The sequence below is a fragment of the Thalassospira sp. MBR-102 genome (assembly GCF_040549275.1).
In the GTDB taxonomy this organism is placed as follows: Bacteria; Pseudomonadota; Alphaproteobacteria; order Rhodospirillales; family Thalassospiraceae; genus Thalassospira; species Thalassospira xiamenensis.
The window spans coordinates 102,245-125,806 of record NZ_JBEPTC010000013.1 but is presented as its reverse complement, the minus strand read 5'-3'; the positions used below and the strand labels follow the sequence as shown (position 1 = coordinate 125,806).

Genomic DNA, 23,562 nt, shown 5'->3' with positions numbered 1-23,562 from the left:
AATTGTGCTGTTCGTCAAGGTTAGTTTTTGGAAACTTCCTGCGCGATTTCATTTAGTGCCTTGGCTATTTCCGCCCGACGTCCGGCATCCGCCGATGCGCGGCTGGGGCGCTCGGGTGCGTTCAATGCTTTTTCCAGATAAACCTTGGCTTCGGCGTAATGATCATTCTGAAGCAGGAAATCGCCATAGAAATAGTTGGGGTCAATCCCGTCAGGATTAAGTTCCAATGCCTTTTTCAGGAATTCTTCGGCCTTGCTGTCACTGCCAAAGGCAAGCGGCCATGGAGGCACCTGATAATAAAGCGATCCCAGTGACGTATAGGCCGATCCATCAAGTGCCGTTGGATTGAGGGTAATCGACTTTTCAAACAAATCGCGCGCGTCGTTTACTTTGCCAAGGGCGGAAATGCCGCGCACGATCCCGGCATCGGTCGATAGGACAATACCCTGCCAGATCATGACTTCGGGACTATCCGGATAGAGGTTCAGCAGACTTTCGCCCTCGGTTTCAAGTTGGTGAATGGCATCAAGCTGCTGTTTTTCATCCGTCATCTGGTACTTGATGCGGGCCCATTCTTCCTGCAGATGGGCAACGCCATTCATGGCCTCGTTATTGGCCGTGTCGGCATTGGCAGACAAAGGCAGGCCAAGCGCAAAGGCGCATATCATGGCAAAACGGGTGATTTTCATGCCGGGTGGCTCCTTGGGTTGGCGTCCTGTTTGTTGGCGATCAGGGGGATTGGTGCAACTACCTGCTCGGCCTTGAGGATTTCTTCGCCGATGGTGGTGTTTTTACGAAGTCCCCTGTCGACGATGCTCGGTATGACGGCATTGATCAGGGCAAAAAGCCGTTCCGGCCAGCCGATCCGAACATCGGTTTTGTCTTGTTCAATCGCATTGACGATCTGACGGGCAACGTCACGTGGATCGTCTTCGGTGACATTTGTGCGACGGTTAAGCAGCCCTGCCTTGCCGCTGTTCATGGTGGTACGAACCGCACGCGGGGCGATGTGACTTATGGTGATGCCCGTGCCGGACAGTTCACGACGCAGCGCATCGCTATATCCCTTAAGCCCGGATTTGGCTGCGACATAGCCGGTCATATGGGGCAACGGGATCAATCCGGTCATTGATCCGATATTGACGATCTGACCGCTACCGCGTTTGCGCATGGCCGGAAGAACGGCCTGGCACAGGCGCATTGGCACCAAAAGGTTCAGCGTCACAAGCGCGTCGTAATCCTGATCTTCGGCATGATTGAAATCATTGATCCCAGCCAGATTGATCAGGATGTCGGGTGTGTGTTCACCCAATGCCTTGCAGGTCGTATCGATGCTTTCCATCAGGTTGCCCTGCGTCGTGCGGTCATAGGCAACGACATTTGACCCGCGTTCGATCAGCAGGTTGACCAGTGGCATGCCAATGCCGCCAGTCGCGCCCGTCAGGAAAACGGATTTTCCATCAAGCAACATTTTTACGTTGTCCTTCATGCGGGATCGCCGCAAACAGATTGGCAAACAGCCGGAAGGTGTTTTGCGCGACTTCGATGATGGCGGCCTGATCAGCCGGATCGGTGACCTGATTGACGGTCTTTTCGAAGAATTTCATGTGTTCAAGATCAAGGGTGCCGTGCGAAAACAGATAGCTGAATGCTGATTTCGGCAAATCAAGGCCGGTCATGACGGCATCCGCACCCTGACTGGCGATTTGGGTTGATGTGCTTTCAAGCATGAAGACCATACCAAGGAAACCGACCGGGTTCTTACGGCTGATATAGTCGTAGTTATAGGCAACCATCACCTGGGTTTCGAGGTTCGGTAACGTGTTGCGGGCGGCTTCGCGGTTGCCACCGGCGGCTTCGATATCATTGAGAATCCATTCTTCGTGGCCTTCTTCTTCTTCCAGATATTCAATGATCGCCTTATGCAGCCAGCGTTTTTCATCTGGCAGACGCGATCCCATTGCCATCAGGAAGGGAACGGTGTGTTTGACATGGTGATATGCCTCCGTCAGGTAGGCGACATAGGTTGACCGTGAAATGCGACCTTGCAGGCCATCAACAAGCTGGGGAACGTGATAAAGGGACGCGCGGGCTTCGGCGGTTTCGGCAACAAGGCGATCATAAAAATTCATGGTTTTCTCCGGGACGGACAAGGGGGATGTGTAAAGTTTGGCAATCGCCTCGCGGCGCGGGCGTCCGGTGCCTGTCAGGCAGCCGTTTTCGACCGTAAAGGGGGCAACGATGCGGGTATGTTTGATGTGTGCGTAATCGGGCAGGCCAGCATTGGCCGCGGCAACCGCGGCACTTACATCGGCGGTCGGACCGGTCGGAACGATCAGAGCGCTTAGTTCCGGTTCCCCATCGCCAAAGACCATGGCCTGATAGATGCCTGGCTGGGCCAAAATGGCGGCTTCGGGCCATTCGGGGGAAATATTGCGCCCAAACGATGTGATCAGGACGTTTTTGCGTCGCCCTGTCACACAGACGAAACCATCGTCATCAATCTGCCCCAGATCGCCGGTTGCAAGAAAGGCCGGTGCTGCTTCGCCGACATAGCCAAGGAAACCGGGATTTTCGATGATGATTTCATCGTTGGAAATCTCGGCCTTTACATGGGCCAAAAGCGTTCCGGTGGTGCCGGGCTGATCTTTGCCCGGTACATTCATTGAAACGACCGATGCGCATTCCGAAAGACCATATCCTTCGTAAACCGGAAGCCCGATATGGCGGGCCTTGGCAATCAGGGCCGGATCAACACGCGATCCACCAACCGCAATGAATTTAAGGTCAGGAAGGGGCCCCTTGCGGATGACCAGCATCATCAGCGCACGCAGGATTTCAGGCACCAGAATGACCGATGTCGCGCGGGTATCCTTAAGGATTTCGTGCAGGCCCTGATATTGCGGCCCGAACTGGCCAAGCGGTGTCAGGGTAATGGTACACCCGGCCAGAAGACCGGTATAAACTCCCGCGACATTTTCCAGAAGTACTGCAAGTGGCAGCACACAGGCATGGGTGCCAGCAAAATCATCGCCCAGCATCGCGTGGATCGAAGATGCAACAGTGATCATCGCCGATGCGAGCAGGCAAACGCCCTTTGGCGTGCCGGTGGTGCCGGATGTGAAGGTGATTTTTGCCGTGCCATCGGGGATGTCGGGCGAACGCGACTGCCCTGTTTCCGTCATCCCATTAGCCGTCAGCATGTGGGTGATGCCTGCGGTCATAATGGTGTGATTGATCTGATCGCGGGTGAAAAATGGCGGGATCGGAACGCATACAATGCCGGCCGATAGGGCGGCAAGGTCCCAGACCAGCCAGTCGATCCCGTTATCAAGTGCTATACCCAGTACATCGACATCTGCAAGTTCAAGACAACGTGCGTCGATCAGGTCGGAGAGGTCGCCATAGGTTAGGCTATCATCGCCTTCGCGGAGCGCGACTTGATCGGCGTTATGGGTGCGGATGCATTCGAACAGCATGATTATTTCTCGCCGTTATGTTGCAGATGGGGATAAAGGCGCGGGCGAATGTGGGTGTATTCTGCACCCAGCAATGTCTGAAGGCGGCGATAACCATGTTCGACCGAACCAGACAGAACATGCGGGCACGTGTCGTAATACCGGCCCCAGTCGATTTCGTTTTCCGTCAGGCATGATGGATCGGCATGGGCGTGGCGAACGGGCTTGAGGCCCATTTTACGCAGGCGTTTTTCGATACCGTCGGTGCCGGTCGCAACCGCCTGTTTAAAGCCGTTATGGTGCAGATAGGCCGACAGTGCCGCAAACAGGAAGGACGACGCCCCACCGCCCGAGGACGCCAGATTGCCGATCTCGACAATCTGATGGCGCGGTACACCAAGGATCACTTCGATTGGCGCGGGCAGATATTGTTCAAGAAACAGTGGCCCATGCCCGGCTGACCGGAAACCAAGGGCGGCGACGATCCGTCCGGCATCGTCGCGGACACTCATCAGGCTGCCATATTGCACGCGGATCGCGGCGTCATAGGCATCGGCATAGATATTGGCGATGAATGTTTCGACTTCTGGTCGTTCTGTCGCCAGAAGTGTCAGCACCGAAATGGCACAGGCACGCATCTGCAGATGATCCAGAAAACCGCGTTTCTGGAAGCTGAGCTTGGCGGCGGGGAAACCGTTTTCATTATAATTCAGGTGAAGCATGCCATTGGGCCTTCGACTGCGTTGATAGCGCATTCTTGGCCCGGAACCTGACAGCAACCTGAATGAGGGGTTGTTAAAGCAAAAACCTTGGAAATGTTGTTTTAGCGGGCAGTGTTTTCTGAGGCATTGCCGGGGATTTCGATCTTTACCGTACCATCGGAACTGCGCAGATGAAGATCGCGCTGCGGGAACGGAATTTCGATCTCGTTTTCCTTGAAGCTATCCCAGACATTGAGCAATACCTCGCTGATGATATTGCCTCGTCCGTTTTGTGGATCCGTGATCCAGAAGCGGATTTCAAGATCGACCGAATTATCGCCAAAGCCGCGTAGCAGTGTGTTCGGGCCGGGATTATCCAGAACGCGCGCGCATTTTGCTGCGGCTTCATTACACAATTTGATCGCGAAATGCGGATCGCAACGATAGGCAATGCCGACCGGAACCTTCAGGCGCAATTTGACGTCCGAGTGGCTCCAGTTTTCCACCTGATTGGTGATAAGGTCTTCGTTGGGGATCAGGAATTCGGTACCGTCGCGGGTGCGAACGGCGGTGTAACGCGCGCCAAGCGACTGAATCCAGCCAAATGTATCGCCAATCGCAATCACGTCGCCCGGCTTGATCGACCGGTCCAGCAACAGGATCACGCCGCTGATCAGGTTGGCGACAATCCGTTGCAGACCAAACCCGATGCCGACACCGATGGCACCACCAAAGACAGCAAGCGCGGTCAGATCGACACCGATGGTCGAAAGCGCAAACAAAACTGCAATCGACAGCAGCACAAGTTTCAGAAGCTTGGACATAAGCACCTGAACCGATGGCGTCAGGCGGTGAACCTTCTGGATACGTTGTTCGAAAATGCGCGAGGCAAATGACGCGACCCAAAGCAGGATCGCCAAAGACAGCATTGCCTTGAGGATGCCAAACACCGATATCCGAAACTGCCCGATATGAAGGGCAAGGCTGTCCAGCAGATCAATTGCCGGATCAAGCCAGCCGACAATGTTAAGGGCGGCCAGCCCCCATGCAATGATAGCGATACTGCGGGCCCAGACGGGATCATTCACCACCGCCGTGCCCAGACGGATGAAAATCCACGCATTCAGAAGGCTTGCGACAAGGCGCAGGATATTGTGCCGCAGCCCCGCCTGTATCGCGACCGCATCAATAAACCAGATCAGCAGAACCAGAATGATCGGAAACGCCAGATCGGGTAAAACCGCCAGCAACCGACGGAACCCGGCATAGTGCAAAAGCGCCCGCCAGTTTTGCAAGCGCGCCAGTTGGCGCGAAAGCGGCCTGCGCAGCAACAGGGCAGGGATCACCGACAGCAAACATGCCCCGATCTGTAACAGGATTGGAACCAGCAAGATATTGTTGTCCACCCATGCAGCGGCCTGTTCAAGCCAGATCACGAGCTGGTCGGGATTCCAGAATTGCTCCATACGTCCCCTGATTTTGCCCTGTATTATGATTGGCGAATGGAAAGCATTATATTTCATATGGTAACGCGAAACCGCCTGCGGGAGATAGGGTGCTAATTCTTCGTGTTCTGGTTGGTTCTGCGAAAGATGCGTCTTTTGGCTTTGGTTTCCTTGACGTTAGATAGCTATCTATCTAAATCTTTAGGATCAAAAACCTCCCGCAGGTATCTCCCCCCATGACAATTTCCAAAGATAGCAATGCATCGCGTGAACAGTTCGGTTTCTGGCTGGGCATGCTTGCCCGGCAATGGCGTGCGGAAGTCGACCGGCGTTTATCGCCCTTTATCCTGACCGAGGCGCGCTGGATCATCCTGTTTCGGCTCAGCACGACCGATCATGACCTGACGCAAAAGGAGCTGGCGCGTATTGCCGGGGTGCAGGGACCGACATTGGTGCGGACATTGGACTGGCTGGAGGAAAAGGGATTGATCGAAAGGCGCGAAGTCCTCGATGACCGGCGGGCAAAAACGGTTCACCTGACCGAAAAGGCCGAACCGGCGCTTCGACAGATTCAGGCGGTCATACAAGGGGTCCGCGCCCAGATTTTTGCCGATGTTACCGATGAAGAACTTGAACATTGTCTGACCGTGTTCAAAAAAATCGGCAGACAGTTCGATGCCTTTGCCGGAAGTGAACAGGACAAGGACATCATCATGGTTGGACGGGGGAAAACCTAAAACCGTTTCCACCGTTTTATATCTACCTGTGAGGCAGTGCTTGGTCGGGTGATCGGTTCCGCAGGGTTTCGCGTTCCCATCGTTCGGTCAGAACTGCGGCCCCAAAGCCGAGCCCGCCAAAGATCGCAAGGCTGATCGCAAGTGCGGGCAGTAAACTGTTTGCGGGCATGAATGTCGGCGAGCCGCCGGGCAATGACAACCAGACCATTGCAGCACTGCCCCATAAAATGCCAACCGCAACCATGCCGATCCCGGTAAAGGCAAGCCGCAAGCGCGAAAGATATTTCATTATTCTGACCTGCGCCGCTCGACTGATCCATCATAATGGATCGCTACGGTTTCCTGTGTCGGGCCATCAAGGGCAAGCGCGATAACATCCGCCGGTTTGCGCCGCAAAAGTGTAACGATATCGCCAGACGGGACCTCGCCGATCACGCTATAACCCGCAACCCGACCGATCTTGCAATCGCGCATCGGGGCAGGGGTGATCATCATTGCCTGTTGTTCTGAAAGGGACAGGTTGCTGACCTGTGCGGCGCGAACGTCAAAACCTTCGGCCTCAAGGCGGTTTTGCCAATCGATGCTGTCTTGGCAATCATTCGTGTATGAAAGTTCAAGCGTCGGGCGCGATGTGCCGACAAATGCGGTCAACCCGATCAGGGCGATACCGGCCAGAATCGTAGAAAGAGCAATGGGTTTCATGACTTCTACCTTTGTCAGATAAAACTGCAAAGGCAGAATGCCTGTTCGAGCAGGTGCGAGTCTTGAGCCCGGTCAAGCCGCAATCGGGCGTGGCCGGGCTACCCGTGTTAACGTGCCTTGTAAGGATGTTTTTCCGACCATTCTCGTACGAAATCGATCAGTTCATCGTCGCGATCTTCGGGCAGCTTGACGGTCAGATGTACATATTGATCGCCGCGTTTGTCACCCCGGTCATATGCCGCACCCTTGCCACGTAGCCGCAATTTCGTGCCGCTATTGGCGTTGGCGGGCAGTTTCATGCTGACCTTGCCATTGATCGTCGGGACTTCGATAGACCCGCCAAGGATTGCTTCGGCCAGGCTGATCGCAAGATCGCAATGCAGGTCATTGCCTTCGCGACGGAAAACCTTGTCCGGGTGGACATGCAGCTTGATCAGCGCGTCACCCGCTTCCCCGCCATTCATGCCGGTCATTCCCTGGCCTTTCAGGCGAAGGGTCTGGCCATCTTCGCTTCCGGCAGGGATGCGGACTTCAAGGCTTTTGCCGCTGGCAAGATTGATGCGCTTGGTCGTGCCGATAATGGCTTCGGCCAGATCAAGGCTAAGCTCATAGGAAATATTGGGTCCTTTGACCTTTTCGGCCTGTCTGCGCCCACCAAAACCACCGAAGCCGCCCCCGCCGCCGCGGCCAGCCTTGCCGAAAATCTCGTCAAAGATATCCTCGGCATTGGCACCGGAAAAACCAAACGGATCACCGCCAGCCTGGCCGCTATAACGCGCACCGCCGCCACGGCCAAACGGCCCGGTTTCACGGCCATCGGCATCAATTTCGCCCGCGTCATATTTTTTGCGACGTTCGGCATCCCCCAAAAGATGATAGGCGGCCGAAACTTTCTTAAACCGCTCTTCGATCTTGGTGTCACCGGGATTGACGTCCGGGTGCAATTCGCGCGCAAGTTTGCGATAGGCTTTTTTGATTTCGTCCTGGGTGGCGTTTTTGGCAACGCCCAAAGTCTTGTAGGGATCCTGCATCGCCTGACCGGTTGGAAAATGGGAAACGCTATAAATGTATTATAGGCCTGTATTGGCTGTTGCAAGGAAGGCATTTGTTTTTATTGCTGTCCTTGACATGGCTCAGATATGAAAAAGCGGCGCTGTTCGCAAGGAACGCGCCGCTTTTTTTATGTCGTTTCGCGCAGGTCAGTTTACAACTTCCCAGCTTCCATCCGGCTTGCGGCATGCGGTGCCGTACGCTTCTTCCTGCTTGCCGCCGATGGTGACGGTCTGCTGGTATTCACGGCAATATTCCTGGGTTTTCGGTTCCTGATAGGTCCGGGTCGGGGTTACCGTGCCACGAACCCCGGTATCGGGGTTATTCCAGGTCGATGTCTGGCCCGTCGGCGCACTTTCAAGGGTGCGCTGCGTGCTTTGTGCCATGATCGCGCGGTCGGCATTGTCCAGTGACTTGCCGACTTCACTGCCGATAAAGGCGCCAGCCAGTGTACCAAGTGCCACACCGACAAGCTGTCCCGATCCTTTGCCGAACTGCGCACCGGCAACAGCACCACCAACCGCGCCCAAAAGGGTGCCTGCGGTTTGTTTCTGGCCTTGATCCTGTGCGCAACCGGCAATGAATGCGGTCATCATGACGGGGATTACGATATGACGAAATTTCATATTTTTTTGCCTACCTTGTCTTTCCTGTCCCAACCGATATGTTCTGTATCTACGGAACGATCTTGATTGCGTCGTTTCACGTATATCCAAAACCCGTATCTTTCGAATTTGGTGCGGATTTTGAACTATCAAAGGAATCCTGACCCCAATGGACGAAAAAAATACGCCAAAAATGGGGCATGAAGATCATGCCGTACCTTTCGATCTTTTTGACGTGTGGTTTAAAGAGGCGAAAAACAAGGAGAAACCGTATCCGGATGCGATGACGCTGGCGACAGCAGATGCGCGCGGGCGGCCTTCTGCGCGTATTGTACTGCTTAAGGACTTTGATCAGCGCGGTTTTGTTCTTTACACCAACTATGAAAGCCGCAAGGGCGATCAACTTGCCGAAAACAGCTTTGCCGCATTGTGCTTTCACTGGAAGTCGCTTGAAAAATGCGTTCGCATCGAGGGGGCGGTGACCAAGGTCGATAGTGTGGAGTCCGACGAGTATTTCGCATCCCGACCGCGCGGCAGCCAGCTTGGCGCGTGGGCTTCAACCCAGTCCCGTCCGATGAGTGGCCGGTTCGATCTGGAAAAACGGGTTGCCGAATTCACCGCCAAATTTGGGCTGGGCAAAGTACCTCGCCCGGAGCATTGGGGCGGCTTCCGCCTGATACCTGATCGCATCGAATTCTGGTCCGAAGGCAAGTTCCGCCTGCATGATCGCCAGCTTTACACCCGCGATGCCGAGGATAAGGGCTGGAACCTGCAAAAGCTTTTCCCATGATGTGGAAGGCTGTTCTGAAAATGCAAAACGCGCGAATGTTGGTTCGCGCGTTTTTGTTTGGCTGGTTTGATCAGTATTCTTCTGACGGGCAGAAGACTTCCTGTAACACGACGATGATTTTCATGATCTCGGGATTGGCCAGTGAATAATAGATGGTTTGCGATTCCCGGCGTGTCTTGACCAGTCCCTCGCGGCGCAAACGGGCAAGATGTTGCGACAGTGCAGATTGTTTAATACCCAGTTCACCTTCAAGCGTGCTGACTGATTTTTCTGTTGTTCCAAGCGAACATAAAACCATCAGACGCCACTCGTTTCCCAATGTTTTCAGGAACTCGGCAGCCTCGCGAGCGTTTTCATGCAAGTTTTTATAGGGCATCGCAGGCAGTATCCATTCTCGAAGTCAGTCCGGCTATTTTCTGGCACGTTAAGACCGATAAACCGTATAGGATGATTAATCTTCGGCATTCGGCAATGCATTGGTTTGATGTTACACTGGTTTCTTTCTCCGCCTAAGCATTTCGTAGGGGAAAGCCCCTTTTCAATGCATGGACGGGATCTTTTATAAAAGTTTTGATCTTGAACAAGGAAAGATGCGTTTTCTGGTTGCAGACTGTCCCTTTCTGACGTCTTGACGCATTGTAGTGATCGCAACAAGGCACACGTGTCGGAAGACACAACAATTCTCGGGAGTGAGTGCGATGGCAGTAAGAACAATTCTGGCCCCGGTGGCAGGTTCGAACATTGATCAGCGTGTACTGGATCTGGCGTTCCGGACGGCCAAAAGATTTGATGCACATCTTGAGGCATTGTTTGTTGCCGCCGAACCACAAGATGCGATCCCGATTGTCGGGGAAGGCATGTCGGGCCTGATCATCGAAGAAATGATGCGGGCAGCTGAAAACGAAACCCAGCGCCGTGAAACCCGCGGGCGTGCTGCCTATGATGCGGCGCGTGATGCCGCCGCCGTTGCCGAGGCCGCCGTTCCGATGGCCGATCTTCAGGCGACCTGTGCATGGCGGCGCGACAATGGCCGTGAAGACGAAACCGTTGCCCGACGTGGCCGTCTGTTTGATCTTGTGGTCATTGGCCGCGAACCGCGCGAAGCTGCCGCGTCGCTTACTTTTGATGCCGCCCTGATGGAAACCGGTCGTCCGTTGCTGGTTGCGCCGGAAAAAACACCCGAAACCGTTGGCGAAAAAGTCGTGATTGCCTGGAATGGCGGAGTGGAAGCCGCCCGTGCCGTGACATCGGCCATGCCACTTTTGCGTACGGCCAAGGAAGTCACCATCGTCAGTGTCGGCGAAGTCCCCCATGGGCGTGCCTGTGCCAAAGCATTGGCCGAACAGTTCCTTTGGCACGGAGTCGAGGCACGGGTGTCCGAATTGCCCGAACAGTCGCACGTTGCTAATGCCTTGATATCCGAGGCAGAAAAGGTCGGTGCCGATAGCATCGTACTTGGCGCTTACAGCCATTCGCGGTTCAAGGAGATGATCCTTGGCGGTGTTACACAGGATATGCTGGCAAAATGCACTTTGCCGCTTTGGATAATGCATTGACCCATAGGTCACGTAACATCCTGAAATCCGGATGATTATTTGTATGATCATTGGTATATGACAAAAAAGGCGTAGTCTTTTGCGCCTTTTTTGTTGCGTCTGCGAACAAAACCCGCCACCGTTACTGAAATCTTACAAAGACGACGGCCCGATCAACGAGGCCTTCGCCCGATAAAAGAACAGTGGAAGAAACGTCTGGCAGGGGAAAATCCCATGTTATCACTTCGCGATGTCATTGATTTCGCATCCATGTCCGAGGATCTGAGCCGGGAACTTACCCGTCAGAATGTCGGCTTGCCCGATCTTGGCGCTTTGGTTGCAAGCTATTCCGGTGTTGCTGCTGGCCCTGTTAGCAATTGCAATGAAGCACCATGTGCCGCCAACGATGTGGATGGCGAATAACTTACAAAGTCCCTGATGTCCCGATCAGAACAGGTTGATCTGGTCTTTTCACTTTCGCGAATTCTTTTTTTCAAAGACATCTTCTTCGCACCAATCCAGAACATGATTGGGCACGGGGCCCAGCATGTGACGCACGGCGTCAAATCCGTTGACCGGATCAAGCCATCCGGCGATATGGTTTGGCCCGATCACGGCGGGCATCCGGTCATGGATATGTGAAATTGCCTGTGCGGGGGCGCAGGTGATGATGACCGCCTCGCGTCCGTTTTCAAGCCCGGCAAACAGCACTGGCTGATGATCTGGCAGGGTGATGCGGGTCTTGTGCTTTGCCCTGCCGTCCTTGCGCCATTCAAACCAGCTTGTCGCTGGTATCAGGCAACGCCGATCCAGCAAGGGGCGAAAGGTTGGTTTCTGATCAAGGGTTTCGGCACGGGCATTGATCAGTGGCGCATTCAGCGTTGAAACGCTTAACCCCCAACGGCGCGAGGCAGCCTTTTGACCCGGCAGGATCACAATCACCGGATCGGTCGGGCGTCGAATGCCAGACAGGCTTTCAAATGCGGCTTGGTTCGCGTCTTCCAATGGCTTTTCGGTATCTCGTCGATCTGCATCCCGCCCGTCTACATCGCGGTCGGCTGCAAAATCCGATGCTTCCTTGCGAATGATATCGCTAAGGTCGATGGCCAGTTGTGCCTGAAACGCGTTCATGTCGTTGATAAGCTGGTATTGGCTGCACATCGGATTGTCTGTTCGTTCCTTAATTGACAATGATCATAGCCGTTTGACTGGTTTTGATACAACCTTCGTCCTATATAGGAACGCGTGTTGCGATGCGTGCTTGCGACGGATCGCAATGCTATAAGAAGATGACGATACGATATAACGTGCCACGTCGGCGCGCGGGATTTGAAAGAGCCACCCAATGAATGCCACTGCCCCGAAAACCGTTGTCCTGACTGGCGCAAGCCGGGGGATCGGCCATGTTACGGTCGGTTATTTTGCCGCGCGCGGCTGGCGGGTGATTTGCTGTTCACGTGAAGCTCCGCCGCCCAGTTGCCCGCGTGATCCGGCTCAGGGCATTCATATTGCCGCCGATCTTTCCAAACCCGAAGATGTCGAGCTTTTCATCAAGCAGGCCAACGAAGTTCTTGGCGATGATCCGCTGCATGCATTGGTCAATAATGCCGGGGTATCGCCCAAGACGCCGTATAAAGAACGGCTCGGCTGCCTGAATGGCGATATCGAGGCATGGCGTGATGTCTTCGAACTGAACTTCTTTACCCCGTTGACTTTGTCGCGCGGCTTTGCCGCAGCCCTGCATCGCGGCAAGGGGGCGATTTGTAATATCACCTCGATCGCGGGCCACTATGTTCATCCGTTTGCCGGATCGGCTTATTCCACGTCCAAGGCCGCCCTTTCGGGGTTGACACGTGAAATGGCGGTGGAGTTTGCCGAACTGGGCGTGCGGGTCAATGCCGTGGCACCCGGCGAGATCAAAACCGCAATGATTTCCCCGGAATACGAGGCACTGGTGCCGCGTATTCCGATGAACCGAATGGGCACCCCCGAAGACGTCGCCGCCGCCGTTCATTATCTGGTGGGGGAGGACAGCAGCTATGTTACCGGTACGGAAATTTTCGTAACCGGTGGGCAGCATCTGTACTGATTTTGCAAGTCTGTAGGGCTTTGATCGAAAAAAAACAGCCAGGAACTTACGGCTGTTTTTTATCGGTGGTGGTTCGAGGAAATGTAAAATGCCGAATCATATTCAGCCTTGCCCGCCGGAATATCATCAATCAACGGACGTGCCATGAAATACTGTTCCGGGACGCCGTCCAGTTTCAGGTCGGGCAGGGGAGCAAAGCCGAACCGGCTATAATAATCAGGTTCGCCCAGAACCACGCACCCCGCCGCATCATTGACCCGCAAGCGTGCAATGCCAGCCTGAATCAGTTCCGATCCGATGCCAAAACCCTGTCGGTCGGGACACACCGCAACCGGCCCAAGGCCGAACCAGTCGATATTTTTACCATCGATGGTAATCGGTGAGAAGGCTACGCACCCGACAAGTTCGTTATCTTCAATCGCGACAAGCGAAATGCTGAGCTTGCCCTTTTTGCGCAAGGCATCGACGATCAGATGTTCAGTTTGCTGACTATGAGGGGCTGTTGCGAATGCGCTGGCCAGCAATGCATGGATTGCCGGAATATCGGACTTTGTCTCATCGCGTATAAGCATGATCGTCCCGTCCCATCCTGTGACTTCACGCCTGCTACCTGCAGGTCTGTCACACGACTATAACGGGAAAATCAATTAGACCAACAGGCTTTTAAGCCAGTCGCGCTTTTGCTCCAGCCGACGGGCTTCCATATCAAGCCATCCGGTAAACGGGGCGGCTTCGTTTGCGTGGTCTTCACGCAGTGCCAGAACGCGATCAAGTTCCAGTTCGCAAACGTCATGCAGGATTTCGATCTGGTCGCGACGGGTTTCGTCATCAAGCAGATGCAAGAACCGCATTTTAAGCGCCATGACAAGCCGCGAAAGTTCGCCCGACGTATCGCGAAGCGTGCCCTGCATCAATTCCTGAAATTTATCGTGCCCGGCCTTGGTCAGCGACAATTGTGCATCTGAATAGGACCCGCTATTGCAATCCTCGCGCACCAGCCCTTCAAGCTTCAGAAGCTGAAGCGAGCTTCCCATCATATCAAGCGATGGCCCCATGATATGGGCGGTAAAATGACGCACTGAATTGGCCAGATCGGCATAGCTGATCGGTTTGTCCGAAAGGGCAAGGGTGCCAAGTGCGCAGAGGCGCAGACATTCTTTGGGCAGCAATGTTCTATCCGAATACATAAACGGTCCCTGTCATGTTGCAGGCACCTATGTTAACGCGAACGGTTCTTAATTGCAAGATATCGATGCCGGAGAAACTCCGGCACCGGTGAATATAGATCACAATCATGATTCCGCAAACAGACTGTCAAAGACATATCGTTCCCGTTCAGGGGGCAACGACGTCATGAACGGTCAGTTCCCGGACTTCACCATCGGGCGTTTGCCACCAGATGGTTTCACCCTTTCTGATACCGATCAGGGCTGCTCCAACCGGTGTCATGACCGAAATCCGCTGGGTGGATATGTCCGCTTCGGTGGGCATGACAAGAATTATGGTTTGCATGCCACCGGTCGCATTGTCGCGGAATGTGACTTCCGATCCGATGGTGATGGCATCAGGGGGGAGTTCGGATCGTGTGGCGATCACGGCCCTGTCTATTTCGTCAAGCAGTCGGTTGGCGACAATCGGGTTCCGGCCAATATTGGCCCGTGCAAGATTTTCAAGCTGATCGGCGATGGTCTGATCGATGAAAACGGCCGGATCATGGGACTGGGTTTCAGTGAAGGTTTTGATAGTGGTTTGCATTTCGAAAAGTCCTTTGGATGGGATGTGATGTTGCGAAACATAAGGTCGCAAACAGGATTCAGTCGAACGGGACCAAAAGCTCACCCCCCTGAAGGGGGAGCCTTCTGACTGTGCGTGGTTTCATGCCGATAAAACTGCGCAAATCAACGACGTTCGGATCGCGACTGTTGCCACCAGTGTTGGCTGAGTGATCATTGATATTGCCAATCATGGCTTTGAGGCTTGGTTAGGTTCAGGCTCAGGAACGATGTCTGTGGCGGTTGATCATTAATCGAAAAGCAGATGAAATCGCCCGGGCAGAGCCAGCCTGTCAGAGGGCGCAAAGTTTCAAGTCGTTTGAATTTCTGGGAGCGACCGATATGACGCGTGCGCACATCGTGTGTTTGCGTGCATGTGATGCTGTTTGGGGGAATGCCACCCAAAGCACGGCATTTCAAAGCTGTCATTGTAATCCTGCCTGCCAAACGATCCGGTTGGATGTTCATCGAAGGTCATTGAAGGTTTGACTTCAAAACCCCGAGTGCAGGTATAGGAATACGTTCCTCACCCCACTCGGGGTAAGGCTCCTGCGAGAAGGGAACCCGCATTGATTACAAAACGAATGTTTAATTGCTGCTTCAACATGACTGGATCAGTCTAGCATAACGGTCTTGAAATTGAATGATCTTATTGGTGCATAAAAAGCAAGACCGGCACATGGTCATGTCTGTGCCGGTCTTATGTGTTCCGTCGCGGATCGCGTGATTTTCCGCTTTATGCCGCTTTTGCGATGCCCAACTGGCCCCAAACGGTCAGAAGTGAATCGATCAGGTGATCGATCAGTTCATCATTGTGAAACGGGCCGGGGGTAAAGCGCAGCCGTTCTGTGCCGCGCGGTACGGTCGGATAGTTGATCGGCTGGACATAGATGTCGTGATCAAATAGCAACCGGTCGCTGGCTTCCTTGCACATGCTGGCGTCGCCCACCATCAGTGGCACGATATGACTTGGCGCATCCATGACCGGAAGACCGGCGGCACGCATACGTTCACGCAGCGTTTCGGCACGTTCTTTCTGCGCTTCGCGTTCGACATTGCTGTCTTTGAGGTGGCGAACCGATGCCAAGGCACCAGCCGCGATGCTGGGCGGATGGGAGCTGGTAAAGATAAAGCCGTTGCCAAAGCTGCGCACGAAATCGACGATTTCGGTTTTACCGGCGATATAGCCGCCAATAACGCCAAAGGCCTTGGCAAGCGTGCCTTGGACGATATCAACGCGGTCCATCACGCCGTCGCGTTCGGCGACGCCGCCGCCGCGCGGGCCATACATGCCAACCGCATGGACTTCGTCGAGATACGAAATCGCGTTGTATTTTTCGCACAGATCAAGGATTTCGGCGATCGGTGCGATGTCGCCATCCATTGAATAGACGGACTCGAACGCAACGATCTTGGCGCGGTTCGGCCCCAGATCGCGCAGGATTTCTTCAAGATGTTCGACGTCGTTATGTTTCCAGATCCGGCGTTCCGCCTTTGAATGGCGCATGCCTTCGATCATGGAATTGTGATTGAACGAGTCGGAAATGATCACACAATCCGGCAGCTTCGAGCCAAGGGTCGAAAGCGTCGTCCAGTTGGCGACATAGCCCGATGTCATCAGAAGGGCTGCTTCCTTGCCATGCAGATCGGCGAGTTCATTCTCGAGCGCGACATGCAGATGGTTGGAGCCGGAAATATTGCGTGTGCCACCCGCCCCGCCGCCCTGACCGGTGACGGCGTTTTGCATGGCTTCAAGAACCGTGGGATGTTGCCCCATGCCGAGATAGTCGTTTGAGCACCAGACCGTAATTTTGCGCGGTGTATCACCGTTATCGGGGTGATACATGGCCTTGGGAAATTCACCGACAATACGTTCAAGATTGGCGAACACGCGGTAACGGCCTTCAGCCTTGAGGCCGGACAACGCGTCTTTAAAGAAGGTGTTATAATTCATCTTTTGTGTCTTTCGCCTGTCTCTTTACCGCGGGTACGGGCTTGTGTCTCATCCCGTTCTCTCTCCCTTGGTAAAGCTCTGGTCCTGGCCGGATATGCGTACATCTCCGGTTCAGCATGGTCCCGTCTGACCGGGTCTTGATAACTTCCTTATCGGACATGGCTTCCGACTTGGCATTGACCCTTGTCAAAAATTTTAAAGCGATTCCAGTTTCAGCTAAAACTTTTCAGCAAAGCTTCACTGCGAACCACGCTGTCAAAGAAGGCGTCCATTCATTGTGTGTCGATCACGCCATCTCGTGGCGTTGGGCGGTTCCCCATTCACTTTCCAATTTGGCGCTATTGATCGCATTTGGCAAGGTTTTGAAAGGACTTCCGACCCACAATTAAATCAATTTAAACAAGCGGCAAAATCTATCGATTGTTTCATTTCGGAAGTTTAAGGCTATTTCCCTGCCGCCGTATTCGTTGGAGTGCGGCGGCAGGTGCTTGTTTTTAATGTGTTTTCTGGAATGTTATGGATTTAGCCGAGGCTTTCATGCCAGTCCGCAAGGGCCGCTTCGACCTTGTCGAACATGTCATGAACCTGTTCTTCGGTAATGATCAGTGGTGGGCAAAAGGCAACGCTGTCACCAAGTGCACGCAGGATCACACCGTGGTCCATACATTTTGCAACAACCGCCTTACCGGCAGCACCGACAGGCTGCATTGGTGTTTTCAGGCATTTGTCAGCGACCAGTTCAAATGCGCCAATCAGCCCGCGTCCGCGGGTTTCGCCGATATGTTCAAATTTGTTCAGGTCCTTAAGGCGTTTCTGGAACGGCGACATGACATTGCGGACATGTTCGACAATACCGTCCTCTTCGTAGATGCGCAGCGTTTCAAGGGCGACTGCGGCCGCGACCGGATGGCCGGAATAGGTAAAGCCATGGCCAAAGGTACCAATTTCATCGGATGCCTTTTTCGCCGCCTGATAAATCTTGTCGTTGATGAACAGGGCCGAAATCGGCTGATAGGCCGATGAAAGCTGCTTGGCGACCGTGATCATGTCGGGTTTGAGCCGGAAGGTTTCGGTGGCAAACATCCGCCCGGTCCGCCCAAAACCGCAAATGACCTCGTCGGCAATGAACAGGATATTGTAACGATCCAGAACTTCCTGCACCTTTTCGAAATAGGTGCGCGGCGGCACGATGACGCCACCGGCCCCCATGATCGGTTCTGCAATAAATGCGCCGACGGTTTCCGGGCCTTCGGCCTGGATCAGGTCTTCAAGCTGTTCGGCCAGACGGGTCGCGAAATCTTCTTCTTCCTCGCCGGGCTGGGCTTCGCGCCAGTAATGCGGGGTTTCGGTATGGATGATGCGGTCAATCGGCAGATCAAACATTTTGTGATTGCCCGGAAGCCCTGTCATCGAGGCCGCAGCCACCGTCACCCCGTGATAACCCTTCTTGCGCGAGATGATCTTTTTCTTTTCCGGCTGGCCGATGGCATTGTGATAATACCAGACCATCTTCACCGCAGAATCAGTTGCTTCTGAACCGCTATTGGCAAAGAACACCTTGGACATCGGGACGGGTACAAGTTCAAGAAGCTTCTCGGCCAGATCAATCGCCGGGTTGGTGCTGCGCGATGCGAATGTGTGATAGTAGGGCAGGGTTTCAAGCTGCTTTGTTGCTGCTTCAACAAGGCGCCTTTCGCCAAAACCAAGCGATGCACACCAAAGACCGGCCATGCCCTCGATAAAATCGCGGCCATTGTCATCGGTCACGTAAATCCCGTGGCCCTTTGAAATGATATGCGGCCCGGTTTTTTCGTGCGCGGCCAGGTTGGTATAGGGATGCAGATAGCTTGCGATATCGCGGCTGGCCGCGGAATTGCCTTTGGCCGATGGGGCAGTTGGGGCGATGGTGGCGTCTGTGGTCATGATAACCTCTGTTTCGTGCAGGAAAGTTCCTGATGCTTTCAGGCACTTTAGTCAGCATTCTGCGGGTTGGAAATCATTAGTTGGGCCCTGTTCTGGCGAAGATCCTTTGGCGGTTCGTCAAAACAGAAATCACCAAAACAGAAGCCCCAAAGCAAAACCGGCCGGGCAAGGGGCACCGGCCGGATTGGTAAAGATGTTGTCAGTCGTAACCTAGTGCGACATCAGAACCGGAACCGTCATATGCCGCAGAAGATGTTGGGTCACCCCCCCCAACATCAGTTCGCGAAGGCGCGGACGGCCATAGGCGCCGCAAAGGATCAAATCGATGCTTTCATCCGCCGCACGCGACAACAGAAGATCGCCAACACTGATGCCACTGGCATTCATGCTTTCCTTGCGGACATTGACACCGTGGCGTTCAAGCCGCGATCCGATATCGACACCAGGCACCGGAATGGAATCACGTGCCCCCTTGTTCGGATCGGCACAGAGAACGAGGGCCGATTTGGCATTTTCAAGAAACGCCATGCCGTCATTCACCGCACGGACAGCTTCGCGATAGGGTTTCCATGCAACCATGACGCGTTCGCCAATCGTTTCGAACCGACCGGCATAAGGTACGACCAGAACCGGGGTGCCAGCAGTGAGAATGGCCTTGTCGGGCATTTCCGAGGTCGAGGACGGGTCGGCACTGTCCGGATCATACTGGCCCAGAACCGTCAGGTCGTGATGGCGCGCATACATGGCAACCGTGTCGGCAATCTCGGCTGCAGAACATGGTGTTTCCTGCCAACTGAAGGTTACACCGGCATCTTCGCAGGCTTTGGCGAAGTCGCGCTTGGCTTCCTTGGCGGTTTCGGCCATTGCAGCACGTTGCTGATTGATGATTTCCTGGGAAATCTGAACTTCCATGAAACGCGGAATTTCCGCATAGGGCAGAAGAAACAGCCCGGTCAGGTGGGCTTTGTGCGCTTTGGCAACTTTCAGGGCAACCGAAAGCCGTTGGGCGCAAGGGGCCGAATTGTCGATATGAACAAGGATATCCCGATACATCTGCCAGTCTCCTTTTCCGGGCAGCCCCGCCTTCGATCAAGGCGGCTAGCGTGGTTATGAGAAGCAGTCTAATGCGATCAGTGCTGGCGTTCTTTGTTCTATCTCAAATTACACTTACCGCGTGTATAGAGTGTCGCGTAACCCTGTGGCGAGAAAATGACTGTCCGTGAATTGGCTCAGCCGTCGGCAGGACGTGACATCATCGGAATGGCCTTTTCCATGGTCGGGGTACTGTCATCGGGCATCGTGGCCGGACCAGATGATGACGTTCCTGCGGTTGGATCGGTCATCATTGGTGCGCCGGCAGACGGCATTGTTCCCATGCTGTCGCCCGAAATGATCGCAAGGCTTTTGCGCAATTGCTGTGACAGGGTTGACCAGTTGGTCTGCAGCGTGTTGCAGGCTGCCGGGTCGTTTTGCTGAACACAGCGTTGCGCCATGCGATCAAGTATACCAAGGGCGATACGCGCCTCGTCTATTTGCTGGCGCTGCATATCGGTGATTGCGGCCTTTTTCGGATCTGGCGCCATGACAAATTTGTCATTTGCAGTATTTGCTGGCGCATTTGCGAATGTTGACGTGGTCGGGCCACCCCACGGGGTTACGATTTCCGCCGTGGTATTGGTGGGGGAATTGCTTTGTGCGGTGGGCTGCACGCAGCCCGACAGCAGTGCCGCAGAAACAACAAGACCGGACAGGAGGCCAGCGCTTCTGATCTTCATGACTTGCTCCTTTGGCCGCAAGGCGATGTGCGCCGGGCCGTTCCCTTTACCTTACAGTGCCATTTATTGTACGGCCTTGCTTTTGCTTGTGAATATATTGGACCCAGTTACGCGTGATGTCCAGAAAAGGGCGCGTGACAGCTTATTGACCCCGGCTTTATTACCGAGCTGGCGATATCAAGCGGGGTTCGTTCTTAAGCGCATTTCCGAGCCATTGCAGAACCAGCTTGATGCGTTCAATGCGTTTGAGTTCTGGATGTGTAAGCACCCAAAGCCTGTTTGGTACGAATTGATGCAGAGACGTAACGCGTTCAAGATCTGGGATCGCCAGATCAGCAGGCAGGCAAGCATATCCAATTCCGGCGCGAGCAAGGCCTGCCATTGCAACAAAATCATCGCTACGATGGATGATCCGGTCAGCGTGGTTTTCGTCGAGCCATTTAAATACCGGATGATTTCTTAGGGCTCCGCTGGCGCCGATAAACCCACCGGGCAAGCGATCCGGAAATTTCATGGCATTGAAATTCTGCTCGGTTTTTTCCGCCATATCATGATTTGCGTAAAGTCCCCAATCTATCTTGCGAACTTCGCGGCCGACAAGATATTCGGGCGGGAGTTCCGCGACCCGTATCGCGATATCAGCATGGCGTTCTGCCATGTTGAATTCCTGATTACTTGCCAGAAGTTCAAGGCTGATATCTGGGTAGGCCGTCTGTAAGCGGGCAAAATAATCAGGCAGAATGAAATAGGCAAAGCTTGTCGGTGCGGTAATTCGGACCGTCCCAGCAGCGGCAATATCGCGCCCGGAAACACTTAGATTGATAGCTTCGAAATTGTTCAGGATTTGCCGGGCGGGACCAAGCATCTCTTCACCTGCTTCGGTCAGGCTGTAACGGCCTTTGATCCGTTCGAATAGGCGTGTTCCGGTTTCTTTTTCCAATGCATGGATATGGCGAAATACCGTTGTATTGCTGACATTTAGACGTTCGGCCGCTTTTTCAAGTGACCCGGCGTCGACAACGGCAAGAAACGATTTTACATAATTCCAGTCCATTTTGGCCTTTCAAATTTGCAATGTATTTATTCAAAATTGCCTATTTATTGTAAATTTGCAAATTCATACGATGGAGCCGATAAAGCCAGACAACCAAGAGAGAGCAAAATGATTGGTTATACATCGATTGGGACGAACAACCTTGCTACGTCCGGGGCATTTTACGACGCCATTCTTGGCATGATGGGGGCCAAGCGGGTGATGGAGATGGAGGATTTCATTGTCTGGGCACGCGCGGAAGGAGAGGCCAATTTTTCGGTTCATTTGCCTTTTGACGGCAGGCGGGCAACCGTTGGGAATGGTGTAATGATCGCCTTGCAGGGAAAATCAAAGGACGAGGTCGACGCCGTATACAGCAAGGCGATCAGCGTCGGGGCAGTATCGGAAGGGGAACCGGGCGCGCGCGGCGGTGATGATAGCGGTTTTTACGCAGCCTATTTTCGCGATCCGGATGGCAATAAAATCAACATTCATTACATGTCGTGATTTGCCTGAAACTTGGCGGTTTTTGGGAGAAAACGGCTAAAAGGAGGTGGGGGTGGAACATCCGCATTTTAAGCTGATAGGCCACCGGCTGTGCCCGTATGTGCAACGGGTTGCAATGGTTATGGGGCACTACGCGATTGATCATGAAAGGGAAGATATTCGTCTGGAAGACAAGCCAGCCTGGCTTGAAAAGTTCAGTTCGGAAAGGCAAGTGCCGGTCTTGCTTCTTGACCAAACGCGACCGCTAACCGAGGCTGCGGTTATTTGCGATTATCTCGACAGGATTAATGGTCGTGCGCTTTATCCGGTCGATCTGATTGAGAGTGCCGAACACAGTATCTGGATTTTACGAGCAGAGCGGATATTGTCGCTAACTGCAGATCTTGTGTATCGGGCTCATAATGAGCACGACTGCGATCTGACATTGCACAGGATCGGCCTGATCTTGGCCATACTCAACAAGAAGTTTGAAGCCGCCGGACCCTTTCGCGAGGTTGGGCTATGCATGGTCGATATGGCCTATGCGACCGCGTTTCGGGCATTTCCGGTATTGGTATACGGGCTTAACCGGGATTTGTTTGCGGGGTTTGAACATGTTCGTGGCTGGAGCGAACGATTGTTAAAAAACGATATCGTGCGGACGGTAGTCCCCCAAACGTATCATGGGGAACTTCATCATTTTATCGCATCAAGACAAAGCTACCTGGCCAAAAGGCTATCGATGCTTCCGGTGCCACAAAAGCCCGCCTTATCTGCCTCCCAATAACTTTGTCAGATTACAATTAACGGACTGAAAAGCCATCAATAGTGTATGTAGACTGTTGATGGCTTTTTTCTTTATGTTTTGTCTCGCGACACCATGGCGATGATGGTTTCAAAAAGTTCCTGCTTTGCCTGATCGGCGGTGATTTCGCCGGTTGCCGCTGCGTAAGAAAGGGATTCGGCTGCGCCCAGAAAGCCCCAAAGGCGGGGTATTGGTATTTTACCGGTCGGGCTGAAAGGGGACAGGATATCGCGGCATTTATCAATGAACAGAATGTGATAGTCGCGTTTGACCTGTTCCAGCTCCGGCGATCCGGCAAGTGATGCAATGACACCCGAAATTTCGCGCCCCTGTGACAGCACGCAATCAATATAGGCCGATGCGATCACCGATGCCTTGTCGCGCAGGGTATGGCTGCTTTGCGCAAGGGTAGAGTCCATCAATGCTGTCTGACGTCGATCGTAATCCTGATACAGCGCGATCAGCAAACCCGATCGTGTTCCGAAATGATCATAGACCACCGGCTTGGTGACTCCGGCTTGTTCGGCAAGACTGCCAAGGCTGAGTGCCTCGGTCCCGTCGTCATGGATCATCTTCCATGCAACGTCGAGAAGTTGCCGATTGCGATCTTCGCGCGCCATCCGTTTGCGTGGGGTATGTGACGGGGACTTTTTTGCGTCGCTGCTTGACATTTTTATATACCAAAAGTAACTTGCAGATAGT

Annotated in this window: 27 protein-coding genes; 7 read left to right on the top strand and 20 right to left on the bottom strand. The window is 53.8% G+C overall.

All coding sequences use genetic code 11. The features are described 5' to 3' along the window. Window positions 1–20: 20 nt before the first annotated feature. The 5 genes from ABIE64_RS19170 to ABIE64_RS19150 all read right to left on the bottom strand — a co-directional run bounded on the left by ABIE64_RS19170 (window position 21) and on the right by ABIE64_RS19150 (window position 5,625). Window positions 21–689 (bottom strand): tetratricopeptide repeat protein, encoded by a 669-nt coding sequence (locus tag ABIE64_RS19170; protein WP_354378272.1) that lies wholly within the window; start codon window positions 687–689, stop codon window positions 21–23. After that, complete coding sequence (locus tag ABIE64_RS19165) at window positions 686–1,489, bottom strand: SDR family NAD(P)-dependent oxidoreductase (RefSeq protein ID WP_354378271.1); 804 nt, start codon at window positions 1,487–1,489, stop codon at window positions 686–688. The genes ABIE64_RS19170 and ABIE64_RS19165 overlap by 4 nt, the downstream gene beginning before the upstream one ends. Further along, entirely contained in the window at window positions 1,461–3,479 is a 2,019-nt protein-coding gene (locus tag ABIE64_RS19160) for an AMP-binding protein (RefSeq protein WP_354378270.1), read from the bottom strand. The genes ABIE64_RS19165 and ABIE64_RS19160 overlap by 29 nt, the downstream gene beginning before the upstream one ends. Window positions 3,480–3,481: 2 nt before the next feature. Then, on the bottom strand, window positions 3,482–4,180 hold the full coding sequence (locus tag ABIE64_RS19155; protein WP_354378269.1) for a thermostable hemolysin: 699 nt from the start codon (window positions 4,178–4,180) through the stop codon (window positions 3,482–3,484). Window positions 4,181–4,281: 101 nt separating this feature from the next. Next, complete coding sequence (locus ABIE64_RS19150) at window positions 4,282–5,625, bottom strand: mechanosensitive ion channel family protein (protein ID WP_354378268.1); 1,344 nt, start codon at window positions 5,623–5,625, stop codon at window positions 4,282–4,284. Window positions 5,626–5,840: 215 nt separating this feature from the next. On the opposite strand from ABIE64_RS19150, the gene slyA reads away from it, so the two are divergent. Then, a complete protein-coding gene (gene slyA, locus ABIE64_RS19145; RefSeq protein WP_354378267.1) occupies window positions 5,841–6,341 on the top strand; it encodes a transcriptional regulator SlyA in 501 nt (166 codons plus the stop codon). Between the two features lie 22 nt (window positions 6,342–6,363). Here slyA and ABIE64_RS19140 read toward each other — a convergent pair whose 3' ends face one another. From ABIE64_RS19140 to ABIE64_RS19125, 4 genes are all read right to left on the bottom strand, one after another. Further along, window positions 6,364–6,630 carry a hypothetical protein gene (locus ABIE64_RS19140; RefSeq protein ID WP_040059693.1) on the bottom strand — a complete coding sequence of 89 codons (267 nt, stop codon included), beginning with the start codon at window positions 6,628–6,630 and terminating at the stop codon, window positions 6,364–6,366. After that, window positions 6,630–7,043 carry a DUF411 domain-containing protein gene (locus tag ABIE64_RS19135; protein ID WP_139328280.1) on the bottom strand — a complete coding sequence of 138 codons (414 nt, stop codon included), beginning with the start codon at window positions 7,041–7,043 and terminating at the stop codon, window positions 6,630–6,632. Before ABIE64_RS19135 ends, ABIE64_RS19140 begins: the two co-directional genes overlap by 1 nt. Window positions 7,044–7,150: 107 nt before the next feature. After that, window positions 7,151–8,074 carry a DnaJ C-terminal domain-containing protein gene (locus tag ABIE64_RS19130; protein ID WP_037989973.1) on the bottom strand — a complete coding sequence of 308 codons (924 nt, stop codon included), beginning with the start codon at window positions 8,072–8,074 and terminating at the stop codon, window positions 7,151–7,153. Between the two features lie 168 nt (window positions 8,075–8,242). Next, on the bottom strand, window positions 8,243–8,719 hold the full coding sequence (locus tag ABIE64_RS19125; protein ID WP_007090901.1) for an RT0821/Lpp0805 family surface protein: 477 nt from the start codon (window positions 8,717–8,719) through the stop codon (window positions 8,243–8,245). A 148-nt stretch (window positions 8,720–8,867) separates the two neighbouring features. On the opposite strand from ABIE64_RS19125, the gene pdxH reads away from it, so the two are divergent. Next, entirely contained in the window at window positions 8,868–9,488 is a 621-nt protein-coding gene (pdxH, locus tag ABIE64_RS19120; RefSeq protein WP_354378266.1) for a pyridoxamine 5'-phosphate oxidase, read from the top strand. 70 nt (window positions 9,489–9,558) lie between these two features. Here the strand turns inward: pdxH and ABIE64_RS19115 are convergent, their stop codons facing one another. Next, window positions 9,559–9,864, bottom strand: a complete 306-nt coding sequence (locus ABIE64_RS19115) for an ArsR/SmtB family transcription factor (RefSeq protein WP_007090903.1) — start codon at window positions 9,862–9,864, stop codon at window positions 9,559–9,561. 322 nt (window positions 9,865–10,186) lie between these two features. On the opposite strand from ABIE64_RS19115, the gene ABIE64_RS19110 reads away from it, so the two are divergent. Together ABIE64_RS19110 and ABIE64_RS19105 are read left to right on the top strand one after the other, a co-directional pair. Further along, complete coding sequence (locus tag ABIE64_RS19110) at window positions 10,187–11,044, top strand: universal stress protein (protein ID WP_051682248.1); 858 nt, start codon at window positions 10,187–10,189, stop codon at window positions 11,042–11,044. 213 nt (window positions 11,045–11,257) lie between these two features. Continuing rightward, complete coding sequence (locus ABIE64_RS19105; RefSeq protein WP_063095421.1) at window positions 11,258–11,446, top strand: hypothetical protein; 189 nt, start codon at window positions 11,258–11,260, stop codon at window positions 11,444–11,446. Window positions 11,447–11,494: 48 nt separating this feature from the next. Here the strand turns inward: ABIE64_RS19105 and ABIE64_RS19100 are convergent, their stop codons facing one another. After that, window positions 11,495–12,184, bottom strand: a complete 690-nt coding sequence (locus ABIE64_RS19100) for an SOS response-associated peptidase (protein WP_071239675.1) — start codon at window positions 12,182–12,184, stop codon at window positions 11,495–11,497. Between the two features lie 184 nt (window positions 12,185–12,368). Here ABIE64_RS19100 and ABIE64_RS19095 point away from each other — a divergent pair, with 184 nt between their 5' ends. Then, window positions 12,369–13,112, top strand: coding sequence for an SDR family NAD(P)-dependent oxidoreductase (locus ABIE64_RS19095; RefSeq protein ID WP_071239676.1), 744 nt, complete (start codon window positions 12,369–12,371; stop codon window positions 13,110–13,112). Between the two features lie 59 nt (window positions 13,113–13,171). Here ABIE64_RS19095 and ABIE64_RS19090 read toward each other — a convergent pair whose 3' ends face one another. The 8 genes from ABIE64_RS19090 to ABIE64_RS19055 all read right to left on the bottom strand — a co-directional run bounded on the left by ABIE64_RS19090 (window position 13,172) and on the right by ABIE64_RS19055 (window position 21,590). Continuing rightward, window positions 13,172–13,684, bottom strand: a complete 513-nt coding sequence (locus ABIE64_RS19090; protein WP_037989965.1) for a GNAT family N-acetyltransferase — start codon at window positions 13,682–13,684, stop codon at window positions 13,172–13,174. Window positions 13,685–13,759: 75 nt separating this feature from the next. Further along, on the bottom strand, window positions 13,760–14,299 hold the full coding sequence (locus tag ABIE64_RS19085; protein WP_007090909.1) for a hypothetical protein: 540 nt from the start codon (window positions 14,297–14,299) through the stop codon (window positions 13,760–13,762). 148 nt (window positions 14,300–14,447) lie between these two features. Beyond that, complete coding sequence (gene rnk, locus ABIE64_RS19080) at window positions 14,448–14,867, bottom strand: nucleoside diphosphate kinase regulator (RefSeq protein WP_354378265.1); 420 nt, start codon at window positions 14,865–14,867, stop codon at window positions 14,448–14,450. 753 nt (window positions 14,868–15,620) lie between these two features. After that, window positions 15,621–16,838 (bottom strand): 5-aminolevulinate synthase, encoded by a 1,218-nt coding sequence (gene hemA, locus ABIE64_RS19075; RefSeq protein WP_354378264.1) that lies wholly within the window; start codon window positions 16,836–16,838, stop codon window positions 15,621–15,623. A 522-nt stretch (window positions 16,839–17,360) separates the two neighbouring features. After that, window positions 17,361–18,761, bottom strand: coding sequence for an aspartate aminotransferase family protein (locus tag ABIE64_RS19070; protein WP_354378263.1), 1,401 nt, complete (start codon window positions 18,759–18,761; stop codon window positions 17,361–17,363). A 210-nt stretch (window positions 18,762–18,971) separates the two neighbouring features. Next, on the bottom strand, window positions 18,972–19,814 hold the full coding sequence (locus ABIE64_RS19065; RefSeq protein WP_007090914.1) for a universal stress protein: 843 nt from the start codon (window positions 19,812–19,814) through the stop codon (window positions 18,972–18,974). Window positions 19,815–19,990: 176 nt separating this feature from the next. Next, the gene (locus tag ABIE64_RS19060) at window positions 19,991–20,536 is read right to left on the bottom strand and encodes a hypothetical protein (RefSeq protein WP_354378262.1); all 546 of its coding nucleotides are present in this window, start codon (window positions 20,534–20,536) and stop codon (window positions 19,991–19,993) included. Between the two features lie 160 nt (window positions 20,537–20,696). Further along, on the bottom strand, window positions 20,697–21,590 hold the full coding sequence (locus ABIE64_RS19055; protein ID WP_071239680.1) for a LysR family transcriptional regulator: 894 nt from the start codon (window positions 21,588–21,590) through the stop codon (window positions 20,697–20,699). A 108-nt stretch (window positions 21,591–21,698) separates the two neighbouring features. Between ABIE64_RS19055 and ABIE64_RS19050 the strand changes: the two genes are divergently transcribed. After that, complete coding sequence (locus ABIE64_RS19050) at window positions 21,699–22,076, top strand: VOC family protein (protein WP_037989946.1); 378 nt, start codon at window positions 21,699–21,701, stop codon at window positions 22,074–22,076. Window positions 22,077–22,128: 52 nt separating this feature from the next. Further along, window positions 22,129–22,842, top strand: coding sequence for a glutathione S-transferase family protein (locus tag ABIE64_RS19045; protein ID WP_063095407.1), 714 nt, complete (start codon window positions 22,129–22,131; stop codon window positions 22,840–22,842). 71 nt (window positions 22,843–22,913) lie between these two features. On the opposite strand, the gene ABIE64_RS19040 is transcribed toward ABIE64_RS19045, so the two are convergent. Further along, window positions 22,914–23,531, bottom strand: coding sequence for a TetR/AcrR family transcriptional regulator (locus tag ABIE64_RS19040; protein WP_037989943.1), 618 nt, complete (start codon window positions 23,529–23,531; stop codon window positions 22,914–22,916). Between the last annotated feature and the right edge of the window lie 31 nt (window positions 23,532–23,562).